The organism is Allomesorhizobium camelthorni (assembly GCF_011045125.1).
Lineage (GTDB): Bacteria > Pseudomonadota > Alphaproteobacteria > Rhizobiales > Rhizobiaceae > Allomesorhizobium > Allomesorhizobium camelthorni.
Map to the genome: position 1 here is coordinate 19,956 of NZ_JAAKZF010000039.1, position 14,176 is coordinate 34,131.

Sequence of the window (14,176 nt, forward strand, 5' to 3'; positions counted from 1 at the left end):
GTGGGCTGCGAAGCGATTGGACGTGACATGTCCTGCGCAAAGGTCACCCACGGGCACTCAAACGCTCGCCGACACTGCATTGATCCAGTGCAGGGATACGCTCCCAAGATTCGTATTAGATTTTTGGATGAAGGCAGTGAATTCTTTGAAGTTGGTTCAAGGCCTACCGGGGGCTATCAACGGTAGAAGTTTTCGGACCTGATGGATGGAGAATTCGATTGTTCAGCGCAATCTATGACGCGATGGAAGCTGAACATCAGCCGAAATTCTATGTGAAGAACGGGAAAGCGTCTCGTGGACTCGAGCAGCCGGCCCGGGCCGCCATCCTGCTGAACGCCTTTCGAAGCGCTGGTTGGCCAATTCAGAATCCGGATGCCTTTGGCCTGGATCCAATTCTGAAAATTCATACAGAGAGATATTTGAGCTTCCTACAGCGCGCGAACGCTTATCTGGGATCGAGTGCCGAAGGTGATGCTGAACTCGTTGCGACCATCACCAGAGATTCTTCCGGCAACTATCCACTTTCTCTTCTTGGGCAAGTCGAGTGGCATATGTTCGACGTGTTCTCGCCGATCGGGTCGAACACATATGCCGCGGCACTTGGATCAGCAAGCGTTGCATTGACCGGCGCTCGGTTGCTGCGAGACGGGGCGCGATCCGCATATGCACTTTGCCGCCCCCCAGGCCACCATGCTCATGCGGATTATGGCGGGGGGTATTGCTATTTCAACAACGCGGCGATTGCCGCGGAGGAGCTTTCCTCCGGTGGAAATCGAGTGGCGATTTTGGACGTCGACGCAGATCATGGCAATGGCACACAAGACATTTTCTATGAGCGGGATGATGTTCTGCACGTTTCCCTGCATGCCGATCCAAGTGTTTCTTATCCATATTATTCCGGCTATGAGGACGAATCTGGCAAGGGCGCCGGTATTGGAGCCAACATAAATATTCCTTTAGCCTTGGGTACAGACGACAAAGCATACCTAAACGCACTGTCCCGTGGTCTTGATATTATTGCCAAGTTTAATCCCCGGTATTGTGTCGTTGCGCTAGGTGTCGACGGGCACGTGGATGAGCCAAACCAGGTGTTCAAGCTGACGACTGATTGTTACTACAAACTTGGTGAGGCACTTTTCGAACTTGGGCTCCCTACCCTATTTACTCAGGAGGGAGGATATAATCTAACAACGCTGGCAAGGAACGTCCTCGCGGTTGCTACGCCCTTTGCGCGCGGGGCCGATGGAGCCATTTTCCCGCCAGAGGCGAACAGAGTCCTCCCCGGTCTGGCATGGGCCACGCGCTGCGGACGCATGGTGAAGCTGATCCCGCCACCCCCCGCATCTCCGGAGAAACATGATGACAACGAATGCCGAACTGGAGAGGCGACGTCGCGAAGCCGTGGCCAAAGGAGTTTCGTGTTCTTTTCCGATGTTTGCTGCGCGTGCTGAAAATGCGGAACTGTGGGATGTCGAGGGCCGACGCTACATCGATTTCGTCGGGGGAATGGGTGCTTTGGCTGTAGGCCATTCGCATCCCCATGTTGTCGCTGCCATACAAGACCAGCTTACGAGATTTAGCCACACATTCTTTGGCACTGCGCCATACGAGGGCTATGTGGCCGTTGCTGAGCGCCTGAATGCGATGGCCAAGGTGGGGTCCCAAGCGAAGACGCTCCTCGTCACGACTGGGGCAGAAGCAGTCGAGAATTGCGTCAAGATCGCCCGTGCCTTTACGGGCCGGCGTGGCATCGTTGTGTTCGGTGGCAGCTTTCACGGGCGCACGCTTCTTACAATGGGAATGACCGGCAAGGTCAATCCGTACAAGGGAACATTCGGGCCGTTCCCTGGCGAGATCTATCGTGTGCCATTCCCCTATCCTTACCGCGACATCAGCAGCGACCACGCGCTTGCTGCTCTGGATTCCCTCTTCGAAACGGAGATCGAGCCGGCTGCAGTTGCCGCTTTTGTCATAGAACCTTTCCAGGGCGAAGGTGGCTTCCTTCCGGCGCCAACCGACTATCTAATCGCGCTAAGGCAATTGTGCGATCGTCATGGCATCCTGCTTGTCGCGGATGAAGTCCAGTCAGGATTTGGCAGAACTGGCCATCTGTTCGCCATAGAGCATTCGGCCGTCGAGCCAGACTTGATCGCTGTGGGCAAGAGCCTTGGAGCTGGCCTGCCGATCGCCGCCGTCGTCGGCAAAGCAGAAATCATGGACTGTGTTGGATCCGGCGGATTGGGTGGAACCTATGCGGGGAACCCGCTCGCCTGCGCCGCCGCGCTATCAGTCATGGACGTGCTTCAGGAGGAAAAGCTTCTCGATCGAGCTGTCGAGATCGGCGACCGACTTGACGCCGGTTTACGGCGAATAAGACGCAAGGGAAACCGCACTTCCATTGGGGACATCCGAAGGCTGGGCGCCATGATCGGGGTGGAGTTCGTCGAGGACGAAGACAGTCGCGTTCCTGCTCGTGATCTGACCGCGAGGATTATTCAAGAGGCTGCAAGCCGGGGCCTACTGCTTGCAGCCGCCGGGCGTCACTTCAACGTTATTCGCGTGCTGGTTCCACTGACGATTTCAAATGACCTGATCGACGAGGCGATTGCCATTCTCGAGGAGTCGATCGATCGCGCGGTCTCCGGCAATGCATGAATTGGCTATGGCATGTTCAGGAATCGCCCAGGTTCGTGACTCCCACTTTGGCCGTTAGGATATGCAGCGAAAGCAATGCCGATAATAACATCTTTCAAACCCGAAGAAAGGGAATGACATGTACAGGAATCTCTTACTTGCTGCGACGATTCTCGGGTACGGGGTAGGAGCCAGCCATGCCGAATGCAATGTTGGAGAAGGTCGGCGGATTGTACCGATCGAACCTTTGTCTACAGTGGAAAAATTCTTTCATGAAATTACATATCGGGCTCTGGAGAAGATCGGCTATTCGATAGCTACCCCGGTCGAAACCGAGTATGCGACCATGCATATCGCCGTTGCAACTGGGGATGCCGACTTTACAGCTTCTCATTGGAATGTCCTTCACAAGGCTTTTTTTGAGGAAGCCGGTGGAAGTGCAAAGATGACAAAAGTCGGGAAACCGATTTCAGGAGCGGTTCAGGGCTATCTCGTCGACAAAGGAAGCTACGACGCCGGTGTCCGCAGTCTGGCGGACTTCAAGGACAAAAGCGTTGCAGAGCGTTTCGATGGTAATGAAGACGGAAAGGCGGATCTCGCGGGCTGCGCGCCGGGATGGGGCTGTGAAACGGTGATCGAGCATCATCTGACGGAGGTAGGCGTGCGAGATACCGTATCGCACAATCAGGGTGCCTACGACGCCATTATCGCTGATATAATCGCGCGGCATGAACAGGGCAAACCGATACTTTACTTCACTTGGATACCATATTGGGTGTCAGCCGTACTGGTGCCGGGAGCTGATGTCGAATGGCTTGACGTGCCGAGGCTCGCCGGCGACGAAGCCCTCTACACCGACTATAACGGGAGGAATCTGGGCTTTGGTATCGATTACGCCAGTTACATTGTGAACAACGCGTTTCTGGAAGAGAATCCGCCCGTGCGGGCACTGTTCGAAGAGATTTCGGTCGATGTCAACGATGTGTCGAACGAAGCCCAGCGACAGCAACATGGGGAAACTTCTGCTGAAGAGATCAAGCGTCACGCCGACGAATGGGTTGCGGCTAATCAGGCGGAAGTGGATGCTTGGGTCGATAAGGCGTGCAGCGCAAAGTGACAGCGTACACGGTAAGACGATCGAGGAGCCGGCCGCCGGCCGCCTTTTCGCCAAGGGCCTCCCCGTCGATGAGATGAGCTGCACCTGGCCATCACCGGGCGGCGGTCGAGCCAGGAGGCGATCATGACCGTCTCGCCGTCATAGCCTTGAGAACGGCCCCGGCTGTCGGATTGAGGATCAGGGTAGGCTGAGCTTGGCCATACGTCCGCCGTCGACGGTCCAGACCTGACCGGTGACGAACCCGGCCTCGTCTGAGGCAAGCCATGCCACCAATGCCGCGACCTCGTCCGGCTTGCCGGTGCGGCCGACAGGATGGATGCGGCCGATGTCTCGGCGGAACGCTTCAGGATCGGGCATGCTCTCGATGAAATCTTCATTGAGATTCGTGTCGATCCAGCCCGGAGCGACAGCGTTGCAGCGGATACCCTCCGGCCCGTGGTCCACCGCCACGGCGCGCGTCAATCCATGCAAGCCTGCTTTCGACGCACAATAGGCGGCATGTCCGGGATTCGCGCCCAGCCCCTCGATCGAGCCGATATTGACGACAGCGCCGCGTGTTTTTCGCAAATAAGGCAGAGCAAACTTGATCAAAAGGAACGGAACGGTGAGGTTCACCGTCAAGGTTTGCGCCCAGTCCCCGGCAGTCATGTCCTCGATCCGAGCTTCGCGCATCATGCCGCAATTGTTGACCAGCACGTCGAGTTGCCCCGCACGGTCGATGACCTCGCTCATCACGCGTGCGGGACTGGACGGATCGGTGAAGTCGGCGGCGATTGCGTCGGATTCGTCATCCTTGCCGCGTTGGGCAGTGAAGAGCCGGGCGCCTTCGCTCCTCAGGCGTCTTGCAATCGCCTGCCCGATCCCGCTGCGACCACCGGTCACAAGTGCAACCTTGCCTTCGAAGCGACTCATGACACCGCTTTCCCGCCATTGACCTCGATCAGGGCGCCGCATATGTAGCGCGCCGCGTCCGAGGCGAGGAACAGGATCACGTCGGCTATGTCTTCCGGCTCCGCGATCCGGCCCAGCGGCACCGTCTTGCCTAGTTCCGCCACCGCGCTGTCAGGGTCGAAGCCGCGCCTGGCGAAGCCGGAGCGCAGCATCGGCGTGTTCACCTCGTTCGGGCAGACCGCATTGATACGGATGCCTTGGTGAGCGTGATCGCGCCCCATGCACTGGGTCAGCGATGCAATGGCGGCCTTGGTCATGCAGTAGACCGCGTGGTTCGGGCCGGGACGCAAGCCCCAGCAGGATGCAATGTTGACGATGGCGCCGCCGCCCGCTTCGGCCATTATGGGAATGGCGGCGCGGCAGATCCGGAAAGGAGCCTCGACATTCACCCCCACTGACAACGACCAATCCGCGTCGGAGGTATCGGTCACCTGCCCGCGGGTGATGACGCCTGCGTTGTTGACCACGATATCGAGCCCGCCAAGCGCCCCAGCCGCAGCAAGCGGGAGTGCATCGGCATAACGCGCGTCCAGAAGATCGCCGGGCAGGTGCGCATCGGCCTCAATGCCGGTCACATCGCGATCGGCCACCGCCACCCTCGCTCCAGCCGCGCGCAATCGCGTAACGATCGACGCCCCGATACCGCCAGCCGCTCCGGTGACCAGCGCCTTTTGTCCCGAAAATCGCATCAACGCTCTCCGATCAGAACGACGCGACGGGGATGCCGAACAGGCTCTCGTCTGGGCTGATGCCAAGACCCGGTCCCTGCGGTCGTCTGATATGGCCGCCGTCAATGCGGATTCCGTTCTCGGGATCGAAATGACGTTCGATATAGGGGGCGGCCAGCCAGACGCCTTCGAGCAGATGGGGAGCGACAGTCGCGCCGATATGGGTGCAGGCCGCTGCGATGATATCACCGCCCCATGCATCGTCGCAGGTATGCGGCAGATTCCGCGCAGCACAGATGTCGCGGAAAGCCCGCATCGGGTGCAGTCCTCCGATCCGGGTGACTTTCATTCCGAAGCCGTCGACCAATCCGGTGCCGGCGGCAGTGATTGCTGTGTTCAGGCTGGTGCCATTCTCATCCATGTAGATGGCATGATTGACCTGTGGACGGATCTTCTGCAAATCCTCGATCGTGTTGCAGGGCTGCTCCATGATGAAGGGAATTTCGGGACATTCCCGGCTGACCCGGAGCGCGTCACGGGTCGTCCAGCCGCGGTTTCCGTCGACCGCAAGCCGCATGCCGGATCCGCGGATCACCTCCCAGACCATGCGTATCACCTCGATGTCGATCTCGACGGGCCGACCGCCGACCTTCACCTGCAATCGGGGATATCCCTCCTGGCATTTTTCGGTCGCGATCCGGGCGATCTCGTCCGGAGAGCCGACACCGGTCGCGTAGTAGGATGGCACGCGGTCCGTCAACGCACCGCCAAGCAGATCGGAGACGCTCACACCCAACTTCTTGCCCAGCAGGTCGTGCGCTGCGATGTCGAAGGCAGCCTTGGCGTAGCTGTGTCCGTTGAGCAGGCTGTCCATGCGCCGGTGCAATGGCACCGGCAGGATATCGGCCCCGATCATCCCCGGAGCCATCTCGGCGAGCGCCGCGGAGGCTCCGGCGACGTGTGACTCGGCATAGGTCGGGCCGACAGGGCAGGTCTCTCCCCAGCCGACAAGTCCGTTGTCGGCCACCAGCTTGACCAGCGTCGTGGTCAGCGACCAGACTTCGGCATTGGCCATTGTATAGGGACCGTTCTTGACCGGCAGGTCGTGCCGGTAGATGTGGATTTCGGAAATCTTCATTCAGAGACTCCAGGCTTGTACGGGAGCGCCGAGCGCCTCGCGGTTGACGTTGATACCCAATCCCGGCGCATCTGGCGGCAGAACACGACCGTCGCGCATGACAGGATCGAACCTTGCTGTTTCCAGCGTGACCATGTCACGGGAATTGAGAATGCAGCGCAGCAGGCGCGGCGGCACCGTCGCCCCCATATGAACGATCGCGGCATAGGCGATATCCGATCCGACGGTGTCCTGGACGCTCATCGTCAGGCCGGCGGCGCGACAGAGGTCACGCTGGCGGCGCGAAGGCGTGAGACCGCCTGCCTTGGTTATCTTGAGTCCGATGCCATCGGCCGCATCAAGCGCGATCAATCGCGCGAGATTCTCGTCCTCCATGACAAGCTCATCCAGAATGATCGGCACGGTGCAGTGACGGCGCAAAGATAGGGTCTCCCGCCATGTAGAGCAGGGCGCCTCGAGCACGAAGTCGAGCCCGTCGGGAAGGAGCCTGAGCATACGCATCGCAGTTTCCGGCACCAGCCCGCCATTGGCATCGGCGATGAAGTATTCGCCGGGCTGCCTGTCGGCGAGACAAGCACGTATTCGTTCGGAATCGAGCATGGGACCACCTTCGTGGTCGAGCGCTCCGATCTTGATAGAATGGCCGAGATAGCCGCGCGACCGATGCTCCACGACCCGCTCCCGCATTTCTTCCGGCGCCCCCGCATAGATCGACGAAATCGTCGCCATCGGAATGCCCGTCGAGCCGCCTAGCAGCTCGCAGACCGGGCGGTTCACCGATTTCCCAAACAGATCCCAGCATGCGGCGTCGATGGCGGCCTTGGCGTGGTTGTGTCCGACGAGCACCTCATCCATCGCGTCGTAGATCCGGTCGGTCTGACGAGGATCACGGCCGAGAAGATGCGGAGCGATTTCCTCGACGCCGGCGCGCGCGCCGCGCGCATGCGCGGCAATGTAGGTGCCGCCGAACGGGGTGCTTTCGCCCCAGCCCTCGGTTCCGTCATCCGCCTCAACCCTGACGATCACGGCATCGAAATGGCGATACTCGCGCCCGCCCGACAACTGATAGACGCCGCCGGAATAAGGCAGGGTCACTTCGTACAGCTCAATTGTCGCGATCTTCATCCGATAGTCTCCTGAGACGGCAGCAAGACCAGCTTCCCGACATGAGTCTTGGCAAGAAAATCCTTTTGAGCCGCGACGATATCCTTCAGTGGATATGTTTTCGCCACGACGGGCCGGATGGCGCCGGTCTCGATGTAGGAAACAAGATTCTCGAACACGGCATCGTCCTGGAAGGTGCATCCGAACAGTGTCAGATCCTTCAGGTAGAGTGTCCTCAGGTCGATCTCGGCTATGGGGCCAGCGATGGCGCCCGCGACCGCATAGCGGCCTCCTCGGCGAAGAATGTCCATGAGCGGGGGCCAGCCTGCTCCGCCGACAATATCGAGAACGACATCGACGCTGCCGTGTCCAAGCTCCTGTAGAAGATCCGCATTCCTGTCGATTACCTGCTCCGCTCCCAAGGCGAGGATCTCCTGAGCCTTGGCTGCCGAGGCTATCGCGATGACTCTGGCGCCCCTTCGGCGAGCGAGCTGGACCGCGGCCGATCCGACACCTCCCGATGCTCCGGTGACGACGACGGTCTCTTCGCCGACTCCGGCCCGGTGCAGCATGTTCTCGGCCGTCGAGTACGCGCAAGGAATGGAGGCGAGCTCGGCATCCGACCAGTCGCACCGGACCGCGTAGGTCTCCCGCGAAGGTGCGACCGCGAACTGCGCGAATCCGCCATCGCATTCGGAACCGAACGTCCAGCACTTGTAGGGCCGGTAGTTGACGTAGGAACGCAGCATATTGCGCACCAGCACGCGCTCGCCGATCCGCGAGGCCTCTACGTTGTCGCCGACCGCAACGATGCGGCCGCACGCGTCCGCTCCCTGGATCCGGGGAAACGCCATCGGCGTTCCCGACCAGCTGGCATCGCCTCCTTCGGCCGTGGCGAACCCGTCCGCACCACCCGAATTTGTTCCGACAGCCACGCTCTTGGAATACCAGGCTGTGCGGGTGTTGATGTCGGTGTTGTTGACACCGGCCGCCGCGACCCGGATCAGAACTTCGTCGGGGCGCGGCGTAGGCACTGGCACGTCAGTGCGATATTCGAGCTGTTCGAATCCGCCGTGCCCAGTGAGAAGTATCGCCTCCATCTTCATCTCGTCTCCTCGCCTCGTATCGAGTGCGGTGGCCCGCTGAACCGCCGCTCGCGTTTCGTGTTGGGGCCGGACCATTTGAAAACGCCGACCTTGACGGCGGCTAGGTCGGGGAGCAAGTCAGTAGCTTTGATTGAGTTCGTCCGCCGCCGGGATTTCTCGCTCGCGCCGTGCGATGTAGTCGCGTAGAGCCTCGTCCTTGGCCGCGTCGAGCTTTGGTTCCTGGTATTCCGACAACAGCTTGCGGGCGTAATTCAGAGCGCGTTTCGTGGTGTCCAGACCGCCTTCGTCCTGCCATTGGCCGATCGAGTTGTTGTCGAAGAGTTCGGGCATGAAATACGCGGTCTGGAAATTCTCCTGCGTATGCGGATGGCCCAGATAGTGTCCGCCCGGGCCGACATCCGGTACCGCGGAAAGCGCCTGATCGAAGTCGTCCCATTTGGGACCCTCGGCCATTCGATAGGCCATGGCGCATTGCTCGGCATCGACAACGAATTTTGCGACAGAGCAGTGCATCCCGGCTTCGTTCCAGCCCGCCGAATGCCAGATATAGTTCGCCCCTGCGTGCAGGACAGCCGAGAGGGTCGTCGCGCTCTCATAGCCAGCCTGCGCATCGAAAGTCTTGGCCCCGCCGAGCAGGCTCGACGTGCGCCAGGGCACACGATAATACCGCGCCATCTGCCCGATCATGAAGTTCATCAGGGAAATCTCGGGCGTACCAGCCATTGGCGCACCGGATTTCATGCTGACGGTCGACAGGTAGTGGCCATAAATCGCCGGCGTGCCCTTGCGGATAACTTGGGTGTAGGCCAGCGCGGAAAGCGCCTCGGCGTTCAGCTGTGCTACGGTTGCAGGAACCGAAGCTGGCGTGTTGGCCCCACCGAGCACGAAGGGCGAGCACAGAACCGGCTGATTTCGGCGGCAGAACGCCCGCATCGCGCCCAGCATCACCTCATCCCAGACGAGCGGCGAATTGCCGTTGCAGTTGCCGGTGGTGACGGGATGCTCCTCCATGAAGTCCTCACCGAAGAGGATCGCGCACATCTCCATCACGTCTTCAGCGTTCTTGGGGCTGGTCGTCATACCCATGAACATCTTGTCGGAATGTTTCATCGAGGAATAGGTGATGCGCAGGTGCCGCTGGCTGATCGGATGATCGTAAGGTTCCACGATATGATGCGCTGACGAGTGGAGCGCCGGCATCATGTGGCTCAGCTTGTGGAACATCGCCAGGTCTTCGAGCATCGGATTGCGCCGAACGTCGTCCAGATCGCGCAAGTAGGGGGCACCCGTCATAGGGACGAATACCGAATGCCGACCGCCGAGACGTACATTGTTGGCGGGGTTTCGCGCGTGATAGGTGAAATCCGACGGGATGGTCGAAATGAGTTCGCGAACCAATCCGCGGTCGAGGTACACCATTTCCCCTTCGACCTTGGCGCCTGCACGTTTCCAGTCGTCCACCGCGATCGGATCGCGGAAAAGCACACCGACATTTTCAAGGATGTCCATAGACGCGGCGTCGATCCGCTCGACCTGGGAACCATCCATAACCTCACAGACAGGAATGCCGCGGGTCAGGCCAGGAAGCATCTGAAAGTCGGGCGTCGTGCGCAATGTTCTTCGGGCCGCTCGTCCGCCGGCTCGCGATCTAGGTATTATTGCAACTTCGCTCATTTCGGCACCTCTTGGTTCACTCCAGTGTCGCGCTATTCCGATCGCGTCGCTTGCTGGAAACCGAAATCCCACTGCAGAAAACGACAGTCTGCCATGTGCGCAGGCCTCCGCCGTCAGCGGTCGCATGCCGGCCGCATTCTAAGCGTCCACCGCGATATGGCCGATCGGATTGGTGCAGCAGGCGAGGATGTATCCTTCGTCAATGTCCTCGTCGGCAATGCCGCCGTTGTGCAGCATGTGCACTTGGCCCTCCGCCTTGCGGATCTTGCAGGTTCCGCAAATCCCCATCGTGCAACCCGATGGGATCACCAAACCGGCAGCGCGCGCAACGCTGAGCACGGTATCGGTCTCGGTGCATTGGCTGTGATACCGGACCGGGTGAAGTAGATTTCCGCCGTGTTAGCCCCATGCGGCACCACGTCGTCGGAGACATTCTCGGCTTCAGCCGGCGGTGCTTGGAAGCTCTCCTGATGGTAGCGCTCCATGTCGTAGCCGAGACCGGCCAGCGCTTCGCGGACGGCCCGCATGAAGGGTTCGGGCCCGCAGCAAAACACTTCCAAGTAATCCTGCGCCATTAGGTCCGGTATCAGGTGTTGGACATGCCCTGGTGGCCGGTCCACGGCCGGTATGGATCGGTCCCTTCGACCACCCAATGCAGGTCGATCCCGGTGACGCCTGTCGACATCTGCTCCAACCTCTCGCGAAAGACGATGTCGGAGGGGCGGCGGGCGCAATTGACGAAGACGATGTCCATCAAGCGTCCGGAATCGAAGATGGGTCGTCATCGACATCATCGGCGTGATGCCCGAACCAGCCGAGATGAAGAGATACTTGTCCGCCAGGTGGCGCACGGAGGAGAAACCGCCTGCCGGACCGATGGCCCGCATCCGCATGCCCGGCCGCAGATTGTCGAACATCCAACGTGTCCCGATGGAGTCGGCCTGCGCCTTGATCGTGATCGTCAGAGAGGTCGGACGCAAGGGGAAAGAAGAGATCGTGTAAAGCAGAGCAAATTGGTAGGATCACCGACCTCGAACTCCCTTCTCTTGGGGGGAATTATCTCACCCGGAACGACAACCGAACGCTGTCGCCAGCTGCCGAGCTACTGCGAGAATGGCTGAGAGAGATCGCGGCTGAGGAGCCGGAAGCTTAATTGCTAAGCCCGCGCCCGGCACGCCTTTGCATGGCCAAAAGTCGCAAGGGTGTTCCGAGTGCCATCAAGGGCTGAGGATATAGCTTGCTTTGTGTTGGTTCTACTTTGATCGGGTCGCTTGGAACGCCAAAAATCAATCCCTCTGCCCAGCATCAAGGTGCGGGTCGGCATAGCACAGCGCCAGTGTGCTTACGTCATACAAACGACGCTTACAAGTTGGACCCACTCGTCCCCACGCTATTCGTACAAAATCACGGTTTGCAAAGGAATCGCCGATTTCCAGGTCGGAATGCGAAAATTACTTCTTTGTCGGACTCACCAGTCGGGTCGATCTCGCATTTAGATTAGAGCATCTTCGATGAACGCAGAGTCTGTTTGGGACCTTCACGCGATAGGTCCTGTCTGATTCACTGTCCCGGTGATTTGCGAGGAGGTGATGATGACGAGGAGCCTGAGCGCGGACCTTCGTGGGCGCGTGATTGCGGCCATTGAAGACGGGGTTTCGACGCGGGAGGCGGCGCGTCGCTTCCGGATCGGTATTTCGACGGCCGGGAGTTGGTATCGCCGCTATCGCGAGACCGGCGAGATGGAAGCGCGCAAGCAGGGCCAGCCGTCGCGTTCGAAGCTCGATGCGCATGAGGCCTTCATCCTTGGCCTCATCGAGCACACGCGGGACATCACGCTTGCCGAGATCGGCGAGCGCCTTGCCGCCGAGCGCGGAATGCGGGTGGCGCCGTCCACGGTCTGGCTGTTCCTCGAGCGGCGCGGCATCACGTTTAAAAAAGACGGCGCACGCCGCCGAACAGCAGCGCCGCGATGTCCTGCGCCGCCGCAGGACCTGGTTCGATGACCAACTCGATCTCGACCCCGAGAGGCTGATCTTCATCGATGAGACCGCGGCTTCCACAAAGATGGCGCGGTTGCGCGGACGCAGCCTGCGCGGCGAACGATGCCGGGCGGCCGTTCCTCACGGCCACTGGAAGACCACCACCTTCACGGCCGGCCTGCGGCTGGGCGGCATGGCGGCGCCAATGCTGCTTGATGGCCCGATGAATGGTTCTGCCTTCCTCGCATATGCGGAGCAGGTTCTCGCACCCGAGCTTCGTCCCGGCGACATCGTGGTCATGGACAACCTACCGGCCCACAGGATCAGCGGCGTGCGCGAGGCAATCGAGAAGGTTGGCGCGCGGCTCCTGTTCCTGCCGCCATACTCGCCCGACTCAAGGCTCTCCTCAGAAAGGCTGCAGCCCGAACCATCGACGAACTCTGGTCGGTCGTGGCCAACTGCCTCGCAGCTTTCACAGCCGAGGAATGCAGGCACTATTTCGAGGCAGCCGGCTACGACCCGGAGTAAGTCGAATCTGCTCTAGACCTCGCACTTGCGTCGGTTTCGACATTTTCGGCGGCCTTGCTCACAGTGCCAGTGTCTGCGAAAACCTCTGGCTTCGACAAAGACGAAACACGAGATTAATGCGGACCAAGGCGCTATATCGGAACATTCAAAGGCTGTTGCCAGCCTTCGAGGCGGCTGCTCGAAATGAAAGTTTCACGATCGCGGGCGAAGAAGTCGGTTTAACGCAAAGTTCGGTCAGCAAGCAGATCATGGAACTTGAGCGTCGACTGGGCCAACCCCTATTCGTCCGTTCACATAAGCAAATTAGCTTGACTCCAGCGGGCCACAGGCTGCTCAAAGCCTACACTCGCGCAGCCTCTCAGATTATTGACGCCCTGGACGATCTGCTGCTGGAGCGCTCCAAAAAACAGATCGTAATCTCAACCTCGACCGCCAATGCCGCGTTCATGCTCCTGCCACGGGTCGCGGAGGTGCGAGAGTGCTTTCCAGGTGGCGAGATATTCGTGGTCACCTCCGATCCGCAAGGCATCCAACCGACGGACCAGGTTGATCTCGCGCTGGCATTTGGGAAACCGGATTATGCGGGTTTCAAGTCCCGCGCGTTGTTCGCAGACATTCTGACGCCGGTGTGCACCCCCGACTTTTTGAGAAAGAATGGTCCGCTTCGGGCCGTGGTCGACCTGCTGAATTGTGAACTCCTTTATATGCAGGCCCAGCATCCGTCCTGGCTCGGCTGGCGCCAATGGTTAAGAGAGTTCGGGCTGGAACTGCCGAAGAAACATCAGCCGATGGGCTTCAATAGCTATTACAACACGATCCAGGCCTGCCTTGCGGGCCAAGGTGTGGCGCTGGGCTGGCTACGCCTGCTTGGCGACCTTCTCGAGTCCGGCCAACTTGTAACGCCCCTTCCAGACTTCCTGGAGACGGAGGAGCGGTATCATCTAGCTTGGCCCAGCCACAGAAGGCAGGAATTCGACATTGAACCGTTCGAGGCTTGGCTATCCCGTCGGTACGGCGGAAATATCCCCGGTTACACGCGGGCATCCACCGCTCTCATCTAGCCCAATCTCGCGGGTCCCAGCCCTCTGATTTGAGGAATGCACACTCAGCGCCGTCTCGGCCTCAGCCAGCGGTCATTGCACCCTTTGAAAACAGCCTGTGGCACAGCGCACAGTGGCAGCGACCTTCCTCAAATGCCCACGCATGTGCATTCCTTCTGGGAATGCAAAAGCCCGCTGACTTTCATTTGATTCTGAAGCGCTCCGACGACAGTTATA

The 14,176-nt window shown here is 59.8% G+C and carries 10 protein-coding genes and 2 pseudogenes; 5 read left to right on the forward strand and 7 right to left on the reverse strand.

The window, feature by feature from the left end; all coding sequences use genetic code 11:
• Positions 1 to 218 precede the first annotated feature (218 nt).
• The 3 genes from G6N73_RS22365 (at position 219) to proX (ending at position 3,751) form a co-directional block, all read left to right on the forward strand.
• The gene (locus tag G6N73_RS22365; protein ID WP_165031660.1) at positions 219 to 1,451 is read left to right on the forward strand and encodes a histone deacetylase family protein; all 1,233 of its coding nucleotides are present in this window, start codon (positions 219 to 221) and stop codon (positions 1,449 to 1,451) included.
• A complete protein-coding gene (gabT, locus tag G6N73_RS22370) occupies positions 1,360 to 2,655 on the forward strand; it encodes a 4-aminobutyrate--2-oxoglutarate transaminase (protein WP_165031662.1) in 1,296 nt (431 codons plus the stop codon). Before G6N73_RS22365 ends, gabT begins: the two co-directional genes overlap by 92 nt.
• 118 nt (positions 2,656 to 2,773) lie before the next feature.
• Positions 2,774 to 3,751, forward strand: coding sequence for a glycine betaine/L-proline ABC transporter substrate-binding protein ProX (proX, locus tag G6N73_RS22375; RefSeq protein ID WP_165031664.1), 978 nt, complete (start codon positions 2,774 to 2,776; stop codon positions 3,749 to 3,751).
• Between the two features lie 177 nt (positions 3,752 to 3,928).
• On the opposite strand, the gene G6N73_RS22380 is transcribed toward proX, so the two are convergent.
• From G6N73_RS22380 to G6N73_RS22410, 7 genes and pseudogenes are all read right to left on the reverse strand, one after another.
• On the reverse strand, positions 3,929 to 4,663 hold the full coding sequence (locus tag G6N73_RS22380; protein ID WP_165031666.1) for an SDR family NAD(P)-dependent oxidoreductase: 735 nt from the start codon (positions 4,661 to 4,663) through the stop codon (positions 3,929 to 3,931).
• Positions 4,660 to 5,391, reverse strand: coding sequence for an SDR family NAD(P)-dependent oxidoreductase (locus G6N73_RS22385; RefSeq protein ID WP_165031668.1), 732 nt, complete (start codon positions 5,389 to 5,391; stop codon positions 4,660 to 4,662). Before G6N73_RS22385 ends, G6N73_RS22380 begins: the two co-directional genes overlap by 4 nt.
• Before the next feature lie 13 nt (positions 5,392 to 5,404).
• Positions 5,405 to 6,508 carry a mandelate racemase/muconate lactonizing enzyme family protein gene (locus G6N73_RS22390; protein WP_165031670.1) on the reverse strand — a complete coding sequence of 368 codons (1,104 nt, stop codon included), beginning with the start codon at positions 6,506 to 6,508 and terminating at the stop codon, positions 5,405 to 5,407.
• The gene (locus tag G6N73_RS22395) at positions 6,509 to 7,633 is read right to left on the reverse strand and encodes a mandelate racemase/muconate lactonizing enzyme family protein (RefSeq protein WP_165031672.1); all 1,125 of its coding nucleotides are present in this window, start codon (positions 7,631 to 7,633) and stop codon (positions 6,509 to 6,511) included.
• On the reverse strand, positions 7,630 to 8,712 hold the full coding sequence (locus tag G6N73_RS22400; protein WP_165031713.1) for an alcohol dehydrogenase family protein: 1,083 nt from the start codon (positions 8,710 to 8,712) through the stop codon (positions 7,630 to 7,632). Before G6N73_RS22400 ends, G6N73_RS22395 begins: the two co-directional genes overlap by 4 nt.
• 123 nt (positions 8,713 to 8,835) lie before the next feature.
• On the reverse strand, positions 8,836 to 10,392 hold the full coding sequence (locus tag G6N73_RS22405) for a trimethylamine methyltransferase family protein (protein ID WP_165031674.1): 1,557 nt from the start codon (positions 10,390 to 10,392) through the stop codon (positions 8,836 to 8,838).
• Positions 10,393 to 10,530: 138 nt separating this feature from the next.
• Positions 10,531 to 11,393 (reverse strand): annotated as a pseudogene (locus G6N73_RS22410) (flavin reductase family protein); the annotation flags it as partial.
• 591 nt (positions 11,394 to 11,984) lie between these two features.
• Between G6N73_RS22410 and G6N73_RS22415 the strand changes: the two are divergent.
• A pseudogene (locus G6N73_RS22415) lies at positions 11,985 to 12,899 on the forward strand (IS630 family transposase).
• Between the two features lie 116 nt (positions 12,900 to 13,015).
• Entirely contained in the window at positions 13,016 to 13,960 is a 945-nt protein-coding gene (locus tag G6N73_RS22420) for a LysR substrate-binding domain-containing protein (RefSeq protein ID WP_165031676.1), read from the forward strand.
• The last annotated feature ends 216 nt before the right edge of the window (positions 13,961 to 14,176 follow it).

Bases quoted from the DNA above. Each gene is read 5' to 3' on its own strand.
- proX (WP_165031664.1), top strand. From the start codon at position 2,774: ATGTACAGGAATCTCTTACTTGCTGCGACGATTCTCGGGTACGGGGTA.
- gabT (WP_165031662.1), top strand. From the start codon at position 1,360: ATGACAACGAATGCCGAACTGGAGAGGCGACGTCGCGAAGCCGTGGCC.
- G6N73_RS22420 (WP_165031676.1), top strand. From the start codon at position 13,016: ATGCGGACCAAGGCGCTATATCGGAACATTCAAAGGCTGTTGCCAGCC.
- G6N73_RS22400 (WP_165031713.1), bottom strand. From the start codon at position 8,712: ATGGAGGCGATACTTCTCACTGGGCACGGCGGATTCGAACAGCTCGAA.
- G6N73_RS22405 (WP_165031674.1), bottom strand. From the start codon at position 10,392: ATGAGCGAAGTTGCAATAATACCTAGATCGCGAGCCGGCGGACGAGCG.
- G6N73_RS22385 (WP_165031668.1), bottom strand. From the start codon at position 5,391: ATGCGATTTTCGGGACAAAAGGCGCTGGTCACCGGAGCGGCTGGCGGT.
- G6N73_RS22380 (WP_165031666.1), bottom strand. From the start codon at position 4,663: ATGAGTCGCTTCGAAGGCAAGGTTGCACTTGTGACCGGTGGTCGCAGC.
- G6N73_RS22390 (WP_165031670.1), bottom strand. From the start codon at position 6,508: ATGAAGATTTCCGAAATCCACATCTACCGGCACGACCTGCCGGTCAAG.
- G6N73_RS22395 (WP_165031672.1), bottom strand. From the start codon at position 7,633: ATGAAGATCGCGACAATTGAGCTGTACGAAGTGACCCTGCCTTATTCC.